Origin of the sequence: Rhodococcus sp. MEB064, assembly GCF_000834565.1 — a bacterium.
Classification (GTDB): domain Bacteria; phylum Actinomycetota; class Actinomycetes; order Mycobacteriales; family Mycobacteriaceae; genus Rhodococcoides.
Genome location: NZ_JXQS01000006.1, coordinates 44,071 through 64,790, shown reverse-complemented (window position 1 = coordinate 64,790; position 20,720 = coordinate 44,071). Strand labels below are relative to the sequence as shown.

General features: G+C 66.9%; 19 protein-coding genes. 9 read left to right on the top strand and 10 right to left on the bottom strand.

The window, feature by feature from the left end:
• Nucleotides 1-325 precede the first annotated feature (325 nt).
• Nucleotides 326-1,078 carry an IclR family transcriptional regulator gene (locus tag RU01_RS03010; protein WP_042573026.1) on the bottom strand — a complete coding sequence of 251 codons (753 nt, stop codon included), beginning with the start codon at nucleotides 1,076-1,078 and terminating at the stop codon, nucleotides 326-328.
• A 151-nt stretch (nucleotides 1,079-1,229) separates the two neighbouring features.
• On the opposite strand from RU01_RS03010, the gene RU01_RS03005 reads away from it, so the two are divergent.
• Together RU01_RS03005 and RU01_RS03000 are read left to right on the top strand one after the other, a co-directional pair.
• Nucleotides 1,230-1,994 (top strand): CoA transferase subunit A, encoded by a 765-nt coding sequence (locus RU01_RS03005; RefSeq protein WP_042573025.1) that lies wholly within the window; start codon nucleotides 1,230-1,232, stop codon nucleotides 1,992-1,994.
• Nucleotides 1,991-2,656 (top strand): 3-oxoacid CoA-transferase subunit B, encoded by a 666-nt coding sequence (locus tag RU01_RS03000; RefSeq protein ID WP_042573024.1) that lies wholly within the window; start codon nucleotides 1,991-1,993, stop codon nucleotides 2,654-2,656. The genes RU01_RS03005 and RU01_RS03000 overlap by 4 nt, the downstream gene beginning before the upstream one ends.
• A 19-nt stretch (nucleotides 2,657-2,675) precedes the next feature.
• Here RU01_RS03000 and RU01_RS02995 read toward each other — a convergent pair whose 3' ends face one another.
• Genes RU01_RS02995 through RU01_RS02985 form a run of 3 tightly spaced genes read right to left on the bottom strand, consistent with a single transcriptional unit; the run spans nucleotide 2,676 to nucleotide 5,513 of the window.
• Nucleotides 2,676-3,701: an NAD(P)-dependent alcohol dehydrogenase gene (locus RU01_RS02995; RefSeq protein WP_042573062.1), complete on the bottom strand. Its 1,026-nt coding sequence runs from the start codon at nucleotides 3,699-3,701 to the stop codon at nucleotides 2,676-2,678.
• A 54-nt stretch (nucleotides 3,702-3,755) separates the two neighbouring features.
• Nucleotides 3,756-4,457, bottom strand: coding sequence for an iron-sulfur cluster assembly protein (locus RU01_RS02990; RefSeq protein WP_042573023.1), 702 nt, complete (start codon nucleotides 4,455-4,457; stop codon nucleotides 3,756-3,758).
• A 3-nt stretch (nucleotides 4,458-4,460) separates the two neighbouring features.
• A complete protein-coding gene (locus tag RU01_RS02985) occupies nucleotides 4,461-5,513 on the bottom strand; it encodes an amidohydrolase family protein (protein ID WP_042573022.1) in 1,053 nt (350 codons plus the stop codon).
• 162 nt (nucleotides 5,514-5,675) lie between these two features.
• On the opposite strand from RU01_RS02985, the gene RU01_RS02980 reads away from it, so the two are divergent.
• Entirely contained in the window at nucleotides 5,676-7,121 is a 1,446-nt protein-coding gene (locus RU01_RS02980) for a helix-turn-helix domain-containing protein (RefSeq protein WP_042573021.1), read from the top strand.
• A 3-nt stretch (nucleotides 7,122-7,124) separates the two neighbouring features.
• Here the strand turns inward: RU01_RS02980 and RU01_RS02975 are convergent, their stop codons facing one another.
• Together RU01_RS02975 and RU01_RS02970 are read right to left on the bottom strand one after the other, a co-directional pair.
• Complete coding sequence (locus RU01_RS02975) at nucleotides 7,125-7,877, bottom strand: TIM barrel protein (protein ID WP_042573061.1); 753 nt, start codon at nucleotides 7,875-7,877, stop codon at nucleotides 7,125-7,127.
• A gap of 26 nt (nucleotides 7,878-7,903) precedes the next feature.
• The gene (locus RU01_RS02970; RefSeq protein WP_042573020.1) at nucleotides 7,904-8,950 is read right to left on the bottom strand and encodes a Gfo/Idh/MocA family oxidoreductase; all 1,047 of its coding nucleotides are present in this window, start codon (nucleotides 8,948-8,950) and stop codon (nucleotides 7,904-7,906) included.
• Between the two features lie 143 nt (nucleotides 8,951-9,093).
• Here RU01_RS02970 and RU01_RS02965 point away from each other — a divergent pair, with 143 nt between their 5' ends.
• Both RU01_RS02965 and RU01_RS02960 read left to right on the top strand, forming a co-directional pair.
• The gene (locus RU01_RS02965) at nucleotides 9,094-10,089 is read left to right on the top strand and encodes a LacI family DNA-binding transcriptional regulator (RefSeq protein ID WP_042573019.1); all 996 of its coding nucleotides are present in this window, start codon (nucleotides 9,094-9,096) and stop codon (nucleotides 10,087-10,089) included.
• 24 nt (nucleotides 10,090-10,113) lie between these two features.
• Nucleotides 10,114-11,493, top strand: a complete 1,380-nt coding sequence (locus RU01_RS02960; RefSeq protein ID WP_042573018.1) for a WS/DGAT domain-containing protein — start codon at nucleotides 10,114-10,116, stop codon at nucleotides 11,491-11,493.
• Here RU01_RS02960 and RU01_RS02955 read toward each other — a convergent pair.
• Nucleotides 11,454-12,356, bottom strand: a complete 903-nt coding sequence (locus tag RU01_RS02955) for a helix-turn-helix domain-containing protein (RefSeq protein WP_042573017.1) — start codon at nucleotides 12,354-12,356, stop codon at nucleotides 11,454-11,456. The genes RU01_RS02960 and RU01_RS02955 overlap by 40 nt on opposite strands.
• A 101-nt stretch (nucleotides 12,357-12,457) precedes the next feature.
• On the opposite strand from RU01_RS02955, the gene RU01_RS02950 reads away from it, so the two are divergent.
• Nucleotides 12,458-13,153: an SDR family NAD(P)-dependent oxidoreductase gene (locus RU01_RS02950; RefSeq protein WP_042573016.1), complete on the top strand. Its 696-nt coding sequence runs from the start codon at nucleotides 12,458-12,460 to the stop codon at nucleotides 13,151-13,153.
• Nucleotides 13,154-13,172: 19 nt separating this feature from the next.
• Here RU01_RS02950 and RU01_RS02945 read toward each other — a convergent pair whose 3' ends face one another.
• The 3 genes from RU01_RS02945 to RU01_RS02935 all read right to left on the bottom strand — a co-directional run bounded on the left by RU01_RS02945 (nucleotide 13,173) and on the right by RU01_RS02935 (nucleotide 16,897).
• A complete protein-coding gene (locus tag RU01_RS02945; RefSeq protein ID WP_042573015.1) occupies nucleotides 13,173-13,739 on the bottom strand; it encodes a sigma-70 family RNA polymerase sigma factor in 567 nt (188 codons plus the stop codon).
• 107 nt (nucleotides 13,740-13,846) lie between these two features.
• Nucleotides 13,847-15,325, bottom strand: coding sequence for an amidase (locus RU01_RS02940; RefSeq protein ID WP_042573014.1), 1,479 nt, complete (start codon nucleotides 15,323-15,325; stop codon nucleotides 13,847-13,849).
• Between the two features lie 27 nt (nucleotides 15,326-15,352).
• Nucleotides 15,353-16,897 carry an AMP-binding protein gene (locus RU01_RS02935; RefSeq protein ID WP_042573013.1) on the bottom strand — a complete coding sequence of 515 codons (1,545 nt, stop codon included), beginning with the start codon at nucleotides 16,895-16,897 and terminating at the stop codon, nucleotides 15,353-15,355.
• A gap of 163 nt (nucleotides 16,898-17,060) precedes the next feature.
• Here RU01_RS02935 and RU01_RS23450 point away from each other — a divergent pair, with 163 nt between their 5' ends.
• The 3 genes from RU01_RS23450 to RU01_RS02920 are packed head-to-tail and all read left to right on the top strand — an operon-like array spanning nucleotide 17,061 to nucleotide 20,710.
• The gene (locus RU01_RS23450) at nucleotides 17,061-18,386 is read left to right on the top strand and encodes a serine/threonine-protein kinase (RefSeq protein ID WP_269430086.1); all 1,326 of its coding nucleotides are present in this window, start codon (nucleotides 17,061-17,063) and stop codon (nucleotides 18,384-18,386) included.
• Nucleotides 18,387-18,443: 57 nt separating this feature from the next.
• Nucleotides 18,444-20,036: an ABC-F family ATP-binding cassette domain-containing protein gene (locus RU01_RS02925; protein WP_042573012.1), complete on the top strand. Its 1,593-nt coding sequence runs from the start codon at nucleotides 18,444-18,446 to the stop codon at nucleotides 20,034-20,036.
• A gap of 56 nt (nucleotides 20,037-20,092) precedes the next feature.
• Nucleotides 20,093-20,710: a trimeric intracellular cation channel family protein gene (locus RU01_RS02920; protein ID WP_042573011.1), complete on the top strand. Its 618-nt coding sequence runs from the start codon at nucleotides 20,093-20,095 to the stop codon at nucleotides 20,708-20,710.
• Nucleotides 20,711-20,720 lie beyond the last annotated feature (10 nt).

Here is a 20,720-nt window from a genome sequence, read left to right as displayed (position 1 = left end):
GGTAGGTCCGTGACACGTGAGAACACATGGCCTGTCCCCGACGACGCAGGCGATGTGGTGAGAGATGACGCGAGGCCGACTCCGTCGAATGCGACGGAGACTTACGGCATAAACGAAGTAGAACAGAGGTCGTACGACAATGTCAACGACATCACGGAAATGCATTTATTCGAATGATCAGCCGGGCAAAATTGCACGAACAGCCTGCTAGCAAGCGTTTACCGCCCACTTTCCGACGTTGTCGTGGTGGCTCACCGATGATAACGGTGGAATAACTTGATTACCGGGCCGGTCGTCCGTCGACTCCCCTGCTCGGCCGCTCGATTCACCGCAGACGCGAGGACAATGCGTGGGCGGCACGCAGAAGATGCTCACCGAGGAGGGGCCGACGGGTGTCGTCGAAGCGCGTTCCCACCCCGGTGAGACTCAGTGCCCACGCCGGCGAGTCCCGTCGGTCGAAGACGGCGGCGCCCATTCCCCAACTGCCCTCGACGAGCAGTCCCGGATTGACCGAGTAGCCCAGGGTCAGGACCTCGTCGACTCGTTCGGCGATCCGCTCGGGCGCGTGGTGATCACCGAGGGCGCCCAGGTCCGCTCGGGCCAGGTAGCGCTCACGTTCCGCTTCCGGAAGGTGCGCGAGGATGACCAGGCCGGCCGACGCGATTCCCAGCGGCATACGCAAACCGATGTGCAGCACATGGGATCGGAGCGGGAAGCTTCCCTCCTCGGCGGCGATACAGACGGTTTCGTCTCCCCGACGCGCGGACAGGAACGCGCTCTCTCCGGTGGCCCGAGCCAGCTCCCGCATGATGTCGCGCGCACTCGACGTGATGTCGTATCGCTCGGCCGCGAGAGCCCCCAGCAGATACATCTCGGGGCCCAGCGACCAGCGCCCGGATTCGTGCCTGTCCAGAATCCCTTCGGTGGCGAGCGCGACCAGCATCCGGTGGGCAGTGGGGCGGGCCAGGCCGGCGCTGCGTGCAATGTCCGAGGTGGACGCCCCGTCCGGCTCGTGGTCACCCACCGCGCGCATCACTGCTGCTGCGCGCCCGATCACCGACGGTCCAGCGTCAATCATGCAATCAGAGTACCTAAAGGTGTCCACTGAGTGAACGCATGAGCCACGCGGCAGTCGGCCGGTGAGCAGATGGACCGAATCGGATGCGGTCGGCTCCCGACGTCTGATCGAATCGTCGGCATACGAGCACCACCGACACAGGAGGAGACACGTGGCTACCGACGTCCTGTCCACCCCGGCCGACGCGGTCCGCGGCGTCCCCGACGGCGCCAGCATCGCCGTCGGGGGCTTCGGACTCTGCGGCATACCCGACGCACTCATCGACGCGCTCGCCGCGACCGATGTCACGGACCTCGAGGTGTTCTCGAACAACTGCGGTGTCGACGGCCACGGCCTCGGCATTCTCCTGGCCGCGCACCGCATCCGACGAGTCACCGCGTCGTACGTCGGCGAGAACAAGGAGTTCGCGCGCCAGTATCTGTCCGGCGAGCTCGAAGTGGAGCTCACCCCTCAGGGCACCCTCGCGGAGCGACTGCGGGCGGGCGGCGCCGGCATTCCCGCGTTCTTCACCCCCGCCGGAGTGGGCAGCCCAATCGCGGACGGCGGATTGCCGTGGCGATATGCCGCCGACGGCTCGATCAGCCTCGCGTCGCCGCCCAAGGAGACCCGGGTGTTCGGTGCGAAGCGCTACGTGATGGAGGAGTCGATCACCGCCGACTACGCCCTGGTCCACGCGCACATCGGTGACACCGACGGGAACCTCGTCTTCGACAAGGCCGCCATGAATTTCAACCCGCTCGCCGCGATGGCAGGGCGCATCACCATCGCGCAGGTCGAGAAGTTGGTCGAACCGGGAGAGATCGATCCGGCCCACGTGCACCTACCCGGCGTCTTCGTCCAGCGCATCGTCGAAACCGGCCCCCAGACCCCGCGCATCGAGAAGCGCACCACCCGAGAGGCAGGAGCAACACGATGAGCGACCCGACCGGCTGGTCCCGCCAGGACATGGCGCGCCGCGCCGCCGCCGAACTGCGCGACGGCGACTACGTCAATCTGGGAATCGGTCTGCCGACCTTGATTCCCGGGTTCCTCGACCCTGCCGTCCACGTCACCCTGCATTCCGAGAACGGCATCCTCGGTACCGGCCCGTACCCGACGGAAGACGAAGTCGACGCCAACCTCATCAACGCCGGCAAGGAAACGGTGACCGTTCTTCCCGGCGCCGCATTCTTCGACTCGGCACTGTCGTTCGGCATGATCCGCGGCAGCCACATCGACACGGCGGTTCTCGGCGGCATGCAGGTGTCGGCCGGTGGCGATCTGGCCAACTGGATGGTTCCCGGCAAGATGGTCAAGGGCATGGGCGGCGCCATGGATCTTGTGCACGGCGCTGCGCGGGTCATCGTCGTCATGGAGCACACCGACCGCGACGGCAACCCCAAGATCGTCGACGCGTGCACGCTTCCCCTCACGGGTCAGGCAGTCGTGGACCGCATCATCACGAATTATGCGGTCATCGACGTGGTCGGCGACGGCACCCTCGTACTGCGCGAGACCGCGCCGGGCGTCGGGGTCGACGAGGTGCACCGCGCTACCGGTGCGACGCTCACCGACGCCGACGACCTGGTCACTCACTGACGGACGGACGGGCCTTCTCTCACGGAGTCAGAATGGCCCGTCCGCGGACGACTCCGGCGTCGAGATCGTCGATGGCACTCTGGAAGTCGTCCAGCGCGTACTTCGCGGTGTGCAGGACGACCGCACCGCGAGCGGCCAGTGCCATGAGGTCGCAGAGGTCGTTGTAGGAGCCGACCAGGTTGCCGATGATGTTGATCTCCGACGACACGATGTCGATGGTGGGGACGTCGATGTTCTCGCCGTAGCCCACGACGTGATAGTTCCCGGCCTGCCGCAGCATCGCGATGCCCTCCGCGGTTGCGCCGCCCTCGCCGACGAAGTCGATCACGGCCTCTCCCCCGGTCCCGCCGGTGAGGTCGAGCACCTGCTCGATATGGGTCCCGTCCGCGACGACACCGTGGTCGGCGCCGATGGACAGGGCGAGTTTCACGGCGTCCGCGTTCCGGTCGACGACGACGATCTCCGCCGCGGTCAGTGCCTTGAGCACTTGGATTCCGATGTGCCCCAACCCACCTGCGCCGATGACGACCACGCGGTCGCGCGGCGTCAGGTGCCGGGCGGCCTTCGCTGCCGCGTGGTACGCGGTCAGACCCGCGTCGGCCAGGGCTGCGACGTCGGAAGGCTCGAGGGAGTCGTCGAGCTTGACGACGCTGCGTGCCGACGTCCTGAGGTATTCCGCATACCCGCCGTCGGTGTCGATGCCGGGGAACTGATTGATCTCGCAGTGCACGTCGTCGCCGGAGCGGCACGCGCGGCACAGGCCGCACGTGATCAGCGGGTGGACGATGACCTTGTCCCCCTCCGCGACGTTGGTGACGGCGGAGCCGACGGCGTGAACCCATCCCGCATTCTCGTGACCGATGGTGTACGGCAGAGGCACATTCGACTTCTCGGCCCACTGTCCCTCCAGGATGTGGAGGTCTGTCCGGCAGACCCCGGCGCCTCCGATCCTGACGATGACGTCGAAAGGTCCGGTGGGAGTGGGTATCGGCAGTTCCGTCATGCGGAGCTTCTCGTGGTAGCCGACGACTTGAACGGCGCGCATGGTGCTCATGGTGGTGTTCCTCGATTCAGGAGAAAGTTTCGACGGTTGGTGTGCTCACGCGGACACGGTCGTCCGGTCCGGGTCGTCGTAGCGGGTTCTCAACAATCCGCGGCAGAAGTGTGCGTTGCCGTCGATGGAGATGCGGGTCGATCGTGCCCGGCGCAGAGCCAGCGGCACGTCGATCTCCGCGTAGGGCGCGCCCGTGTGGTCGACCATCACGAGGCTGTCGGGAGCTGCGCCCAGTCCGATGGATCTGCGCCGGGACACCAGAGCCCTGGTCGCGTCGTCGTCCGGGAGATCCTGTAGGAGAACAGTTCCCATGTCCTGCATTCTGCGACTCGGATCGCGTTTCATGACTCCGGTGAGGCACCGTTCCATTGCGGCGACGTGCGCTTTCCGCAGAAAGGTGGTCCGCAGTTCCTCGAGGTCGTCCTGCGCCTCGTGGGCGAAGGTGCCGCGGTACCCGGCATCGGCCGCGAGCCCGGCGTTGATGATCGGAGAGTCGTGGTGGCCGTCGAGTTCGACGGTCACGGTCCTCGTCCACTCGAGTCCGAGAAGAACGTCCTTCGCATCCGACGCCATCAGGTAAGCGAAATTCGGAGCGCAGAACGACGTCGGCAACCTTAGATGGACGACGACATCACGATCGTCGGATACGGTCACCGATTCTACGAAGTCCAGGTCCGTGATGGGTTCGTCCAGTTCCGGATCGATCACCGCCCCGAGCGCGTCGATCGCCGAGTCGACGTAGTCCATCTCTCACGCCCCCACGAGAGCGTCGTCCGCCGCGAGATCGGCGCCGCGTGGGCCCGTGGCGGTCTCGTTCGCGTCGGCGATCTGCAGGTCCGGCGGTACGGGGATGTCGTACATCTTCGCCGCGTTGAGTCCCAGCACCTTCTTCTTCTGATCCAGCGTGATGGGCGGGTACTCGTTCAGTTCCTCGGGGATCTGGAAGTCGACGAACGACTCGACCAACCACCTCGGCGTCCAGATCGCGTAGTCGGAGGAGAACTGGATGCGGTCCTCACCGATCCAGTACAGGAGCTCGCCCATGATCTGACCGAAGTACTTCGGCCGCGAATGGATGAACGGCATGGCAACAGCGAGTCCGGCGTGCACGTTCGGCTCCTGGGTGGCTATCCAGCAGAAGTCCTCGAGGCGCGGCAACCCGCAATGCTCCACGACGAAGTTCAGATCCGTGTATTCGCTGGCCACGTGATCGACGTCGGCGACGTCGAACGCATCGCGGTCCAGCGGGCGGATGGTCGGACCCTTGTGGACGTGGATGTTCTTGATGCCCAGCTCACGGCACGCGTCGAAGTACTTCAGCGCCCACGGGTCGTCGAGCTTGTATCCGCGCGAATCCCCGTGCCACTCGGCGGTGTAGAGCTTCACGCCCTTCAAGCCGAACCGCTCCGCGTCGGCACGCAGCTGGTCGAGACCACGCTCACCGTTGCGAGGGTCGAAGTGGTGGTTGTAGGTCAGCTTGTCGGAGTGCTGCTGGGTCAGAGCCCACGCCTCCTCGGTCTGACCGAAACCGTTGTTGTAGAACTCTCCGAGATGCGCCGGCTGGAAGATCGCATGATCGACGTATCCGTCCGCGAACAGGTCCTTCATCAGCCGCTCGCCGCCCTGGTAGAGGTACTCGTCGTACGTCCACAGTTCCGACTCCGGCGACAGGTTGCGGTGGTAGTCGTAGAAGCAGTCGATGAACTGCTTGCCGTGGATGTTGCGCTGGTTCTGCGCCCGCGCGTCCCACAACGCGACATGCGCGTCCACGATGAAGAAGTTGTCCTCGCCCTTGGTGTACATCGTCGAATCCCCTCGTCGTGTGACTGTCGTCACTGCCAATGAGTTCGACGGTAGGGCGCGCACCCCTCGTCCTCGTGGCGTCCGGCGTCTCAATCTGAGACGGGCGTGAACTCGGACGGGATGTAACCTGGATCACAACAGCAAACGACCTGAAGGACATCCGTGCCGCATCAGCTCCCCGACGGAGATCGCCGACCGGTGGCGTCGGTGACGCCGCGACTGCGCGCGTCCTGGCTTCGCAGCGAGCGCTACGGCATTCCCCTCGACACTGTCGAACCGGTGTTCGCCGGCACCGAGAAGCACGAGTCGCTGTTCCACGAATGCGGCGACGACGTGCTGGCCGACCTGCTGCGAACTCTGACGTCCGAACCCGTCGGCTTGATGCTGACGGACGCGGACGGGCTGGTCCTCACGCGAGTCAGCGGGGATCACGCCTTGCTCCGCGCGCTGGACGCCGTTCACCTCGCACCGGGTTTCGGCTATTCCGAGCGTGAGGTCGGGACCAACGGCCTCGGTCTCGCCCTTGCCGATCTGGCACCCACCCTGGTCAGGGCCGATCAGCACTACTCCCACAGCCTCACGGGATTCACCTGTGCCGCCGCCCCGGTCCTGGATCCGACGTCCGGGCGCCTTCAGGGTGCCGTCAATCTCACGACGTGGTCGGGAACCTCGAGCGACCTGCTTCTGACCCTGGCGCGGTCGGCGGCGAGCACCATCTCCTCGTCGATGCTCGCACGGTCGTCGGGTCACCGCGCACGACAACCGGTACGCCGCAACCTCTTCCGCGTCCGGCACGGCTCCACTGGAGCGGGTGTCCGGCTGGGCGAGAGCTGGGCGCGGACCGAGGCCGATGCCTACGCAGCCATGGCGTCGGGTTCGCCCGTCGCGGCGGTGGGACATCCCGGATCCGGACGGTCCACGGTGCTCACTCACGCGGCGCGGCGGGCATTCCCGCGCCATCGCATCCTGTGCGCGTCGGCACCGACACCCGACGACGTCGAGACGTGGCTCGACCTCTGGTCCTTCGAAGCCGACCGCACCGACACCGTCGTCATCCTGCGTGATGTCGACACTCTGCCGGAGTTCGCGGCAGGACGATTGGCCGACCTGATGCTCTCACCCCGCGGACCCCGTATGCCGTTCGCCGTGACAGTGGAACGGCTGCAGGATGTTCCGCGCGCGCTCGCCTCGGTCGTGACATCCGTGGCGCCGCTGGCACCGTTGTCCGATCGGCCCGAGGACATCCTCCCTCTCGCCCGCGAGTTCGCAGTCACCGCACGCGGACGCGAGGTGCGCATGACCGCCGCGGCCGAGCGGGCCTTGCAGAACTATCACTGGCCGGCCGGAGCAGCAGAACTCCGCGCGGTCGTCGCCGAGGCGGTGTCGCGCTCCGACGTGGTCGATGTATCGATCCTCCCGCCGGAGCTGCTGGTCGGCCCGAGCAGAAGACTGACCACCATCGAGGCCTTCGAACACGGCGAGATCGTCCGCGTCCTGTCGTCCGGCAGGACCACGATGAGTGCGGCGGCAGCACGTCTGGGTATGAGCCGAGCAACTCTGTACCGCAAGATCGCGTACTACAAGATCGACATCAAGGACCTCACCTGACGCTCAGTCCCCCAGTGCGAACGCAGATTCGAACGCCGAGAGCGCCTCGTCGGAGTCTGCTCGCGCCCACCCCTCGAGTCCGATGACACCGTCGTACCCGATGTTCCGGAGCGCGCGGGCGATCACCGGATAGGCGATCTCACCCGTGCCCGGCTCACAGCGACCGGGCACGTCAGCAACCTGGATCTCGCCGATGAAGGGAAGGGACGCCGTCACCGTCTCGATGAGGTTCCCCTCGCCGATCTGGGCATGGTAGAGGTCGAGGTTCATGCGGAGGAACGGATTGTCCACCGCGCGAACGAGAGTCAGGGTATCGGCCGCGGTCGCGAACGGGGTTCCGGGATGGTCGACGGCGGTGTTGAGGTTCTCCAACGTGAACACACGTCCGGCGCGCTCGCCGAGTGCTGCCACCCGACGCAGGGTGTCGGCTGCCCTGAGCCACATGTCGGGAGTGACGGTGTGCACCGGGTGCACGGGCAGCCCGTTCGCATCCAAGCCGGTGCCGTGCAGATTGAGCCGCGGACAGTCCAGGCGGTCGGCCACCCGCAGCGATTCCTCCGCGGTGTCGATCAACTCCTCGATACCGTCCGGATCGGTCAGACTGCCTCGGAGGTATCCGGTCATCGACGAGAAGGTCGCCCCGGTCGCCCGCAGGTCGTCGATGTCCTTCGTGGCCCAGTTCCAGATCTCCACAGCGAGACCGCGGTCGGCGATTCTGCGGACACGGTCGACGAACGGCAGGTCCAGATACAGCATTTCGGCGCTCGCGGCCAACGTGTACGTCACCGCGCACCCACGACGTCGATGTCGGCCAGGTCGACGGGAGCGCCGGTCTCGACACTCCGGATCGCCGCGAGAGCGATCGACAGCGCGACTCGCGCGTCGTGGCCGCCGACGACCGCCGCAGTGTTCGACCGGATGGCGTCGACGAAGGAGGTGAACTCGCCGATGTACGCCGAGCGGAGCAGGTCGGTGTCGCGCCGCGCCGTGTCGACGGACATGCCGTCGGCCGCGTACAGCACCATGTCCGTCGATGCAGCGCTGCCGGCCGTGATCATGCCTGCCGAGCCGAACACCTCACCGCGGACGTCGTAGCCGTACAGAGCGGAGAAGCTGGCCTCCGCCGTTGCCAACGCTCCTCCCTCGAACGCGATGGTGACGACGGCGGTGTCGAGGAATCCCGAGTTGCGTGCGTCGGGACGAATCAGCGCATCCGCCATGGCGTGCACGCGGATCGGCGCTGCACCGGGGTTGAGGAAGCACAGCGTGTCGAAATCGTGGATCAAGGTCTCGAGGAAGATGGTCCACGGCGGTGTCCGGTCAGGATCGCCGCCGAAGGGGCCCGGATCCCTCGTCAGAGACCGGAGCAGCTGCGGGGTACCGATGCGTCCCTGGTCGACTGCAGCGCGAGCCGCCGCGAACCCCGGGGCGAAGCGACGGTTGAACCCCACCTGCAGGACGACACCCGCCGACTCGGCGGCGGCGATCGCACGATCGGCGTCCTGGAGCGTCACAGCCATCGGCTTCTCGACGAAGATGTTCTTGCCTGCCTCCGCGGCCTCGACCACCAGGTCGGTGTGGCTGCGAGCGGGCGCAGCGATCACGACGGCGTCGATGTCGTCGCGCCGGAGCGTGGCGGAGATGTCGGTCGAGACGACGTCCACGCCGAGCTCGTCCGCCAGTCGCTCGGCGGCTCCGGGCACCGGATCGGCGATGGCGCGGAGTTCCGCACCGGGGACGCGTCGCGCCACGATCTCGGCGTGGTTCGCGCCGATCCTTCCCGCGCCGAGTGCTGCCACCCGGACGGGGCCGGGGGTATGGACCGCCATGTCTTCACTCCTACTAGTACGTTCTAGTGTTCCTGTTCGGCGATGCTAGAACGTTCTAGACGACACCGTCAAGACCCCGCTATGATGCGTCCGTGGCACCCCCGAGCTCGCCCGGACCGAATCGCGTCGACCGCCCGGCCACGATGGCCGACGTCGCTCGCGCGGCAGGCGTGTCCACGGCGTTGGTGTCCATCGTCTTCCGCGACGCACCTGGTGCGAGTGCCGCCACCCGGGCACGCATCAAGGACGTCGCGGACAGCCTCGGATACGTGCGGGATCGTCGCGCCAGCAAACTCCGGCAGGCCAGCTCACGATTGCTCGGTGTCGTCTTCGAGCTTCAGCAGCCCTTCCACGGCGATCTCGTCGAGCACGTCTACGCAGCCGCGGCCGAACGAGGTTTCGACGTCATGATCAGCGCGGTCGCACCCAGCCGGGACGAAACGTCCGCCCTGAGCTCACTGCGCCACGAGCGCTGCGAGGCAACCATTCTGATCGGCAGTCGCCTCGACGACGAGGAGTTGGAGCTTATCTCGGCGCGCACTCCCACGGTCGTCGTCGCGAGGCGTGCCGACTCATCGGGGGTGACCACGGTGCGCGCGGACGACACCGCGGGCATGATTCTGGCGGTGGATCACCTGATCGAACTCGGTCACCGCCGCATCGCCTTCGTCGACGGCGACGGCGCACCCGGCAGCGACGACCGGTCGACCGGCTTCCGGCGCAGCATGTCCCGTCTGGATCAGGGGCCCGCGATGATCGTGCGCGGCGGTCTCAGCGAGGACGACGGAGCGCGCGCCCTGGACGCGCTGATGTCTCGTGACGATCCGCCCACCGCCGTCGTCGCCTTCAACGACCGTTGTGCCACAGGCGTATTGAGTGCACTCGTCGCACGGGGACTCACCGTTCCGGGCGACGTCTCCGTGATCGGCTACGACGACTCGCGCGTGGCAGGACTATCCCACGTCGCCCTGACGACCGTCTCCCAGGACGCGAGACGGCTCGCCGGAGCAGCCGTGGACGCCGCGTTGGCACTCGCGGCGGGTGATCAGGCGTCGAACACGGTCCTCACCCCGACCTTGGTGTCCCGCTCCACCACTGCCCCGCCGTCGCGACTGCGCAGAGACGACGCGGCCGGGTAGCTCAGCGGTTAGGGTCGACGATCGATGGCAACGACACGGCTCGACCCCAAGGACGCAGCGTTCCACTACCAGTCCCGCCCGGGTAGTACGACCGATCACTACATCACCACGGCGCTCGACCACGGCTCCACCGGCCTGCGTACGGAGACGCTGGTGTCCGCGATCGCGGACCGGGCCGACGCGATCGCCGCACTGCGCGTTCGATTGTCGGTTCCGACGCTGAACCTCGACTATCCGTCGTGGACCGCGCGCGAGACGCCGATGCGCGACGACATCGTGGTGCACGCAGACCGCGGTCTGTCCTGGGGTGACACGCCGCAGGCCCTCGGTGCCGTCCTCGCGACTCCGGTGGACACGCAGCGCACGTCCTGGCGTGTCCACGTCCTGCCCGACGTTCTCGACGTGCCGTCGTCGACGGGTCCTGCCACCGTCGTGGTGGTGCAACTGGCACATTGCGTGACCGACGGGTCGGGAGCGGTAGCGATCACCCGGGCGCTGCTCGGTGACGACTCCGTCGCGGACGACCTCCCGACGCCGGCGGTTCGGAAGGCCGTCTCACCACATGTCGCCGCAGCGGCCGGTCTGCTCCGCCTACCCGGTCAGATCGTCGGAACGGCGCGCGCCGTCCGACGAAGCCTCCGATCGGCCCGTGATCTACACCGCGACGTCGACGCGGGCCTGGTCGTCCGCCACCCCGCGCCGCGCAGTGTCACGATGTTCAACGACGATCCGGGACCCGACAGGGTCGGATACGTGCTGGTCCGGTCACTGTCCGAGGTCACCGGTGCCTCCTCGTCCACGACGACCGGCGCGAACGCACGGGTGTCCGTGACTACCGCCTCGATCGGCGCGATCGCCCGTGCGATGGCAGCATTCCTGCGCGAGCAGGGGCACGACGTTCCGGACGACCTGGGGACACACGTCTCCGTCGCGCTGCCCGACGATGCCGAGTTCTCGGGGGTCAACAGGTTGGCCTCGGCGAACGTCGACCTGTTCCCCGCTTCCGACGACCGGTCGACCCAGAGCCTGGCCATCGCGAAACACCTGGCCGAGGAGCGTGTGCGGGCGACGCACCAGGCGGTACTCGACGCCGTTCGAGTCGCCGACCACCTTCCCGCTGCCGTTCTGAGACAGGGCATCCGGCGTATGTCGTCACCGCGGACGCATGCTGCGGCACACACCGTCGTCTCGAGTGTGCGGTGCGGTCCGAGCGATCTGACCGTCGCGGGAACGCGGTCGCTGTTCATGACGGCGTTCGCGGGGTTGGGGCCGACCACCGGGCTCACGCATACCGTCTTCGGTCTCGGCGACACTCTCGCCATCGGAGTCCTCGCGTCACCGAAATCCGTTCCGGCACATCGCCGTTACGTCGAACTGCTGTCCGACGCCATCGACGGTGGATGATCCACGTGATCGTCCTGTGGCACCGTGACGGCGGCGAGACGTAACTTGGTCTCGTCCTCGCTGTCCGGAGCGGCCGTCATGACGACGATCTTCAGATGAGCATCGCCGTCGGTGAGCACATCGCAGTCCACCGTGATCGGCCCCACCGACGGGTGGTGAATGACCTTGTGCGCCTCGCGATGTGCACCGACCGCACCGCGCGACCACAACTCGGCAAATTCCGGACTCTCCGTTTCCAACAGCCGGATCAGACTTCGCAGTCGCACGTCACCGGGGAATCGACCCGTCGCGAATCGCAGGTCCGACACGACCGCCGCCTTCACACCCTCCGAACCGTCGATCGTCGTGACCGGCCACCGCGACAGATGTAGAGCTGTCGGATCCTGCGAGAAGCTGTCGAGGGCGAAATTGCGTCGTGCCGGTGCAATAGCGGACGGATCCCCGATCGCCGCGGCCCAGGGCTTGTTCCACCAGATCAGACGCCAGTCCGCGGCGAACACCGCGACGGCGGCATCGCCGAGGCGGGACACCACCCGCTGCACACCCGGCGGAATGTGGTCCGACACGACGTTGTCGGCGGGCGGGATCTGTCCTGCCAGCCGGAACAGGTGGTCCCGCTCCCCCGTCGTGAGCCGTAGCGCACGCGCCAGTGATCCCAGGACCTGCGCCGACGGCGTCGTGGCGCGGCCTTGCTCGAGGCGGACGATGTAGTCCACCGAGATACCGGCGAGGTCCGCGAGTTCCTCACGCCGGAGGCCGGACGCGCGACGGACCCGCCCGACGGGAAGACCGACCGACGCCGGTGACAGCCGATCGCGCCATACCCGCAGAGTGGCGGCAAGGTCGTCCTGGCGGTCGGTCACCGTTCCATTGTGCCGCCGTCGCGATACCGGTGGGTGGTACCGGTAGTCCTACCGTCACGCCGTCCCTGGTTGTGCTCGTTCGGAGCACGCACGATGGCGTCATGACAATCACCTTGATCACCGGAGCCAACAAAGGTCTCGGCTTCGAGACCGCACGCCGCCTCGTCGACGCCGGCCACATCGTCCTCCTCGGCGCACGTGACCGCGAACGGGGTACGGCGGCCGCGGACTCCCTCGGAGTCCGCTTCGTACAGATCGACGTCTCCGATGACGATTCGGTCGCCGCCGCGGCCGCCGACATCCTCGAGCACGAGGGTGCGCTGGATGTTCTCGTCAACAACGCCGGCATCATGGGCACGCTCGGCGACGTCGGCTCGCTGAGTGCCGCCGACGCCCGAGACGTGTACGAGGTCAACGTCTTCGGCGTGATCCGCACGACCACCGCGTTCCTTCCGCTTCTGGCTCGCTCGAACGACCCCGTCATCGTCAACGTGAGCAGCGAGATGGGGTCGCTGTCCGCGACCCACGACCCCGACCGCGCGGAATCCCGGGTACTCGCTCCGCTGTATGCCTCGTCGAAGGCCGCGCTGACCATGCTGACGACGCAATACGCCAAGGCCGTTCCCTCTGTTCGGATCAACGCGGTGGATCCCGGATATACCGGCACCGACCTGAACGGACACCACGGGCCCCAGACCGTGGAGGAGGGAACGGACGCGGTCGTCGCCCTCGCCACGGAAGGACCGGGAAGCCCGACCGGCAGGTTCGTCAACCGCGAAGGCCGGATCGACTGGTGAACCGAGGAGGGCTCGGGATCTACGTGCTCGCGGGCGCCATGTGCACGCGTAACTTCTGGATCCCGTCCCGCACCCGGGTTTTCACCGTGGCCTTCGGTACCCCGAGGCGTAGTCCGGCCTCGGTGTACGACAGACCGGAGAAGTAGATCAACTCGATGGCGACACGTTGCAATGCCGTCAACTCGACCAGTTCCCGGGCGACGGTGTCGGCATCCAGCGATGTCATGACCGACTCGAAGACCTCGTCGTGGTCACGGTGGTACTGGGCCGCGTGATAGGCGGTGTCACGCTTCGACGACGAGGTGTCCGAGCGGACTCGATCGATCGCGCGTCGTCGAGCCAGGGTCGACATCCAGGCGTGCGGCGACCCCCGATCGGCATCGAAGAGAGCCGCGGTGTCCCAGATCTGGACATAGGTCTCCTGGACTGCTTCCTCCGAGCGCGCGTGATCGCCGAGAACCCGGACGACTGCCGCGAAGAGGAGGTGATGCGTCATCAGGATGAGATCGGCGAGAGCCGCCTCGTCGCGGTGCGCGATCCGCGTCAGCAGAACGGCGTACCGCACGCGTTCGTCCACGTCGGGCACCGCTCTGGACCTCCCCGGAGCATCGGTCACTCGATAATGTCACCACAGTTCGAGCCGTTGTTCGTACTCGATCACGAAAACGAGACCGGATGGCAACGTCGGCGCCGTCAGATAACGGGCACCGTCGCGAACCACGGCCGCGCCTCTTCGAGATCACGCGCGAGTTGCAGAAGTGTGGACTCACCGCCCGGAGCCGCTACGAACTGGACTCCGACGGGCAGACCTTCGGGCGTCCACGCCGACGGGATGCTCATCGCCGGTCGCCCGGTGACGTTGGCCAGCTGCGTGTAGGGCACGGCGGACAGACTGCGCATCACGGCGTCCTGAACGACACCGAGCCGGCCTAGAACAGGACCGAGACGCAGGGCCAGGCCCGCGCGAGCCCCCAGGCGCTCGGCGAACGGAGTGTCGAACGCTCCGATCAGAGGCGCGGGCTCAGCCGTGGTGGGCGTCAGGAACAGGTCGTAGTGCTGATGGAACGTGCCCAGAGCACGGACGTGGTCGTGCCATCGGCCGATCGCCGCGTCGTAGTCGACGGCCGACGTTGCCCGGCCGATCTCTGCAAGCACCAGCGTGTCCAACTCGAAATCCGACCGCGACGGGCGACCGGTGCGGGTGTGGCGGGCGACCTCCGCCGCGACGTGGACGAACCACGGAGTAAGGAAATCCCGAGCCAGTTGCTCCTCGTCCACGGCCGGCCGAGCATCCTCGACGACGTGGCCCATGTCGGTGAGCAAGTCGCGCATGGCATGCACGGCAGCGACGACCTCGGGGTTCGGAGACGCATTCAGTGCGGACCCCGTGTGCACTCCGATACGCAGGGTTCTGCCCTGGGCCGAGAGCGACTCGGCGTACGAGCGGCCGGGGGCGGCGAACTCGTAGGGCGCGCTCGGGTCGGACCCGCGCATGACGTCGAGGAAGGCCGCCGAATCTCGCACGGATCGTGTCAGCACACCCGTGACCGCCGCCCCGAACAGCGGTTCACCGGAACGGGGACCCGACGGAACGACTCCTCGCCCGGGCTTGAGTCCGAAGAGTCCGCAGTACGCGGCCGGGATGCGGATGGACCCGCCTCCGTCGCTCGCTCCGGCGACAGGAACGATGCCGGCAGCGACCGCTGCGGCCGCACCACCGGAGGAACCGCCGGGACTGCGGTCCAGCGCCCACGGGTTGCGCGCCGGTCCGTGCAGATCGGGTTCCGTCACTCCTTTCGAGCCGAATTCCGGAACAGTGGTGCGGCCGATCACGACCACACCGGCGTCGAGCCATCGCTGCACGACCGTGTCCGTCTCCGTCGGTACCGACGACGCGAGGGATCGCGATCCGCACGTCTCCACGATTCCGGCTTGGGCTTGGTAGAGGTCCTTGAGCAGGAAGGGGACTCCGGCCATCGGTCCCGCGAGGGTCCCGCGGACGCGCGCTCGTGCGTCGTCGAACTGACGGTTCGCCAAGGCGCCGAGCGCAGGGTCGACCTCCTCGGCCCGTGCGATGGCGACGTCGACCAGCTCGGCCGACGTCACCTCACCCGAACGGACCAGGTCTGCGAGACCGGTCGAATCGTGGCCACGGTATTCGTCGAATCGCATGCGGTGAGCGTAGACACGGGAGGGGCGTCAGTTGACGGCGCGGCCGTACCCGTCCCAGTACGCCTGACGAAGCTTGAACTTCTGGAGCTTGCCGGTGGCGGTGCGGGCCAACTCTTCTCGGAACTCGACCGTCGTCGGCGCCTTGTATCCGGCCAGCCGTTCCTTGCACCAGGCGATCAGCTCCCCCTCCGTCACCGCCGAGTCGGGCGCCGGCACCACGAGAGCCTTGATCGTCTCCCCCCACTTCTCGCTGGGGACACCGATGACCGCTACTTCCGACACCGCGGGGTGCGAGAACAAGCAGTCCTCCACCTCGATGGACGAGACGTTCTCTCCCCCGGTGATGATGACGTCCTTCTTGCGATCGGCGATGGTCAGATAGCCGTCCTCACCGATGTCGCCGCCGTCACCGGTGTGGAACCAGCCGTCGGCCAGGGCCGCGGCGCTCTCCTCCGGCCGACCCCAGTAACCCTCCATCACCACGTTGGAGCGAGCCAGTACTTCCCCGGCGCCCTCCGCGGCGTCGTCCACCGACAGGCGGACCCCCAGTGCCGGCGCTCCCGCACGCGTCAGCTTGGCGGCCCTCTCCTCGGGATCGAGGTCGTCCCACTCCGCCCGCGTCCGGTTGAAGGTCAGCAACGGGGACGTCTCGGTGAGCCCGTAGATCTGGATGAACTCCCATCCGAGTTCGCGTTCGACTCTCGCCACGGTCTTGGTCGGAGGCGGCGCACCGGCCATGATGATGCGTACGGTGTCCCGTCCGGGGATCTCCCCCTCCCACGTCCGCGCGGCGTCGAGCACCGCCGCAGCCACGGCGGGAGCCGCGCACATCACGGTCACCCCGTGATCGCGGACTCGGCGGAGTATCTCTGCGCCGTCGATCTTGCGCAGCACGATGTGCTGCGCGCCGACACCGGTCATCGCGAACGGTTGGCCCCACCCGTTCGCATGGAACATCGGCAAGGTGTGCAGATAGACGTCACGGTCCCCCGCGGCCGCGTGCAGCCCGAACGTCACGGCGTTGACCCAGATGTTGCGATGCGTGATCTGCACACCCTTGGGCCGGGCCGTGGTCCCCGACGTGTAGTTGATGGCTGCCGTCGCGGACTCGTCGGGATCCCAGCTCACCGGAACGGCGCCCGGAGCGGCGTACAGATCCGCGTCGTCTCCGAGCACGAACTTGTGCTCGCACTCGACGTCGGCGAGTTCGTCCGCGAGCTCCGGATCGATGTAGAGCACACGCGCACCCGAGTCCTCGATGATGTACCGGACCTCGTCCGGCCGTAACCGGAAATTGATCGGCACCAGGACGCGGCCCCACCCGCTCACGCCGTAGAAGGACGTGAGGAGTCGGCTCGAGTTGTGGCTGACGACGGCGATGCGTTCCCCGACGCCGATACCGAGCTCGTCCAGCCGGGCGGCCTGCCGGGACGCAAGGTCCGCGACCTGCGAGTACGTCAGGGAACCCTGGCTCGGTGCGGGTTGCGACGGCTCGTCGACGACGCCGATCCGATCGCCGTAGACGGTGGCTGCGCGGTCGAGGAAATCGGTGACGCTGAACGGCACGAACATTCGAAGGACATTAACAACACCGACGGTGGCTCGTCGTGGATCGGGAGCCACGCCGTCCGTTTCCGCTCGGCTCGTCGAGGGTATGAATGGTCGCGACGTTACGATCACCATTGCTGTCGGGCGCCGGAAAAGGCTCGGGATACCAAAAATGGAGTGGGTGACGATGATGCGAGAGGATTCGCGATCGCTCGTCGCCGGTCGGTACCAGCTGGGTTCCGTGCTGGGGCGCGGAGGCGTCGCGGACGTCTACGAGGCCGTCGACCTCATGCTCGGGCGCACTGTCGCCGTCAAGGTCTTCCGCCACGACGACCTGATTCCGCACGACCGGCGCCGCATCGACGCCGAGATGCGCACGCTGGCACGGTTGTCACATCCCGGATTGGTCACCTTGTTCGACGCCGGCGCAGTCGCTGATGTCGACGGATACAGCGGCCCTTTCCTGGTGATGGAACTCGTCGACGGACCTACCCTCGGGACGTTCCGCGCCGGTCAGGCGATCTCGCCCGGTGTGACCGCGCGGATCGGGTACGAACTCGCGGAGGCGCTCGCATACATCCATGACGCGGGTGTCGTTCACCGGGACGTCAAGCCCGCCAACGTCCTCATGACCTACCGTGCCGACCGGAACACTGAGCGGTGGACGAAGCTGACGGACTTCGGGATCGCTCGCGTCATCGAGTCGGACCCACTGACCGAGCACGGAACGGCGGTCGGTACCGCGCAATACCTCAGTCCCGAGCAGGCCACCGGCGCCCCGACAGGTCCGGAATCCGACATCTACTCCCTCGGCCTCGTACTCATCGAGTGCATCACCGGCGTGATGGTGTTCGGCGGCGGCTCCCTCGCGTCGGCCCTGGCACGGCTGCAGAGAGACCCGGTCGTTCCGACACACCTCGGACCCGGCTGGCACTCGATCATGACCCGGATGACCGCGCGTCGTCCGGCGGATCGGCCGTCGGCGGTCGAGGTGGCCCGACAGTTCCGGACCCTTGCCGCCACCACGCAGGACACCGCGATCCTCCGCACCCCTCTTCCGCCACCGGAACCGCTGCCCGGTCTTCCCGAACGACCACGACGTTCGCTGCTCCCGTGGGTGTCCGCCGGCGCCGCTGCGGTGATCATCGCGGCCGCTCTGGTGTGGGGAACGTCCGGCGACGACGTGGAGGTGGGCGACACTGCCGTTCCCGTCGCCGAGTCGACCTCGCCGGCAACCACCGCACCCGTCGAGACACCGGTGCTCGCACCCGTAGTCGAAATCCCTGCACCGGTCGTCGAGGCGCCCACCACGAATGAGACCGTGTTCGACGCTCCCGTCGTCGCACCTCCCGTCGTGGTCGATGTTCCCCCCGTGCCGCCGCGCAACAACGGCAACGGCAACGGCAACTCGGGTGGGAACGGCAACTCCGGCGGTAACGGCAACGGGAACGGCAACTCGGGTGGCAACGGCAATGGGGGCGGCAACGGGAACGGGAACGGCAACGGCCGCTGAGGCCCGCTCTCCCGCAGTGGTCGGGAACACCGATGCCGGTCCAGTAGCGTCACCGCGATGAGCTGGATTCGCATGAACGACGTCACCGCCGGATACGAGCAGAGGGTCATCCTGCGGGACGTGTTCTTCAAGCTCACGGACGGCGACCGGGTCGGTCTCATCGGACGGAACGGGTCCGGCAAGACCTCGCTGCTGCAACTCCTTCTGGGTAGAACGTCGGCGGACACGGGCACCGTCGACGTCACCGAGGGCGCACGGATCGGCTACTTCTCCCAGTTCTCCGAGCTCGACGGAGACCGCAGCATCACCGTCGAGCTGGAATCACTGTTCGGCGAGATCAGGGCCGTGGAGGCAGAACTGGGCGAGGTCGAGGCCGCACTCGGCGGTGACATCGACGAGAAGGAGATGTACCGACTGGTCGACAGGCAGGCCGAGCTGCTCGAGCAGATGGAAACGGGCGGCGGGTGGACGTATCACCAACAGATCGACACCGCACTGTCGATGTTGGGCTTCGACGCCGAGCGTCGGGAACTGCCCGTCGACAAGCTGTCCGGCGGGTGGCGCAATCGTGCGGCACTCGCGCGCATCATCCTGGAGGCACCCGACGTCCTCCTGCTCGACGAGCCCACCAACTTCCTCGATGCCGAAGGTATCGCCTGGCTCGAGCGCTGGCTCCGCGACTTCCGCGGAGCACTCCTGCTCGTCTCGCACGACCGGCATTTCCTGGAGCAGGTCGTGACCACGATCGTCGAGATCGAGAACAATCGGCTGCAGTCCTACGACGGTAGCTACTCGGACTACGTGCAGCAGAAGCAGTTCCGCCTGAAGAACCTGGAGAAGGAATTCTCGAACGAGCAGCAACTTCTCGCGTACGAACAGGATGCCATCACCGATCGCAAGGAAGCGATCAAGAATCCCAGCGGCGTGCTCAAACGCAGACTGGCCAACATCAAGAAGGCGAAGAATCCACGGCCGGTCGATCAGGTCATCACCTCGATCTACGGCAAACTTCACGTCCACGACGACCTGTGCGTCGTGGAGGGTCTGACGAAGCGGTTCGGCGATCGCACATTGTTCGAGGGGCTGTCGTTCGAGATCCATCGCGGCGACCGCATTGCGATCACCGGCCCCAACGGGTGCGGGAAGTCGACGCTCGTCGATGCCCTCACCGGGGTCGAACCGTCCGATTCGGGAACAGTGAAGTGGAAGTCCAAGTCCCACCCCTTCATCCACTACAACAAGGTGCTCGCGGACCTGGACCTCGACGACACCGTGACACACTCCATCAACGCGATGCCGGACAGCCTCGCGCTCACCGCGACCCGCAAGGACGTCGCCAGATTCCTTGCACTGCTGCAGTTCTCCGAGCTGGACCAGAAGCAACGCATCGGCGCGCTGTCGGGTGGCCAACGCGCCCGAGTCGCCCTCGCCCAGTGCCTTCTCTACGGCGCCGGCGTCATCGTCCTCGACGAGCCGACGAACCATCTGGACCTTGCCAGTACGCAGGTGCTCGAACGCGCGTTGGCGGCATTCCCCGGTGCCGTGGTGTTGGTCAGCCACGACCGCTTCTTCATCGAGAAGGTCGCGTTCAGTCAGCTCGCGTTCGACGGGCACGGTGCAGTGCGCAGCATCGCCGGAGTCGAGCTATAACGTGCAGGCATGACGCCTCACGTTCGGCGCTGTCAGACCTGAAAGGACCTCACACCGTGTTCGCCGACGTTCTCGAATATCTCGGGATCATCGCCTTCGTCGCCTCGGGGGCCCTGGTCGGTGTCCGCAAAGGCCTCGACCTTCTCGGAGTTTGCGTCGTCGGCGTCACGACAGGCATCGGAGGAGGCCTGATTCGCGACGGGTTGATCGGCGTTCATCCCCCGACGTCGATGACCGAGTGGCCCATCATCGCGGTCGCGCTGACGACCGCCGTCGTGGTGTTCGTGGCGCATGTCGCCGTCGGCCGCCTCTGGCGCGCGGTCGTGCTTCTCGACGCGGTGGGGCTGGGACTGTTCGCCTCCACCGGCGCCGCCGTCACGCTCACCCACGGCGGCGGGGTCGTCGCCGCGTGCATGCTCGGCACCACGACCGCAGTGGCCGGAGGTGTACTCCGAGACATCCTCGTCAACGACGTCCCCTTGATCTTCCGGGGGGAGCTCTACGCCGTGCCGGCCTTGGTGGGCACCGTTGCGGTCGTCGTGATCGATGCCGTCGGTGGTTCGGAGAACGTCGGCCTGACCGTCGCGACGGTACTGGCGATGGGGCTGCGTTTCGCGTCGCTGCGCTTCGGCTGGTCCCTTCCTGTGGCGAAAGGCGTTCCGCCGCAACCGTGACGGTGTCCGC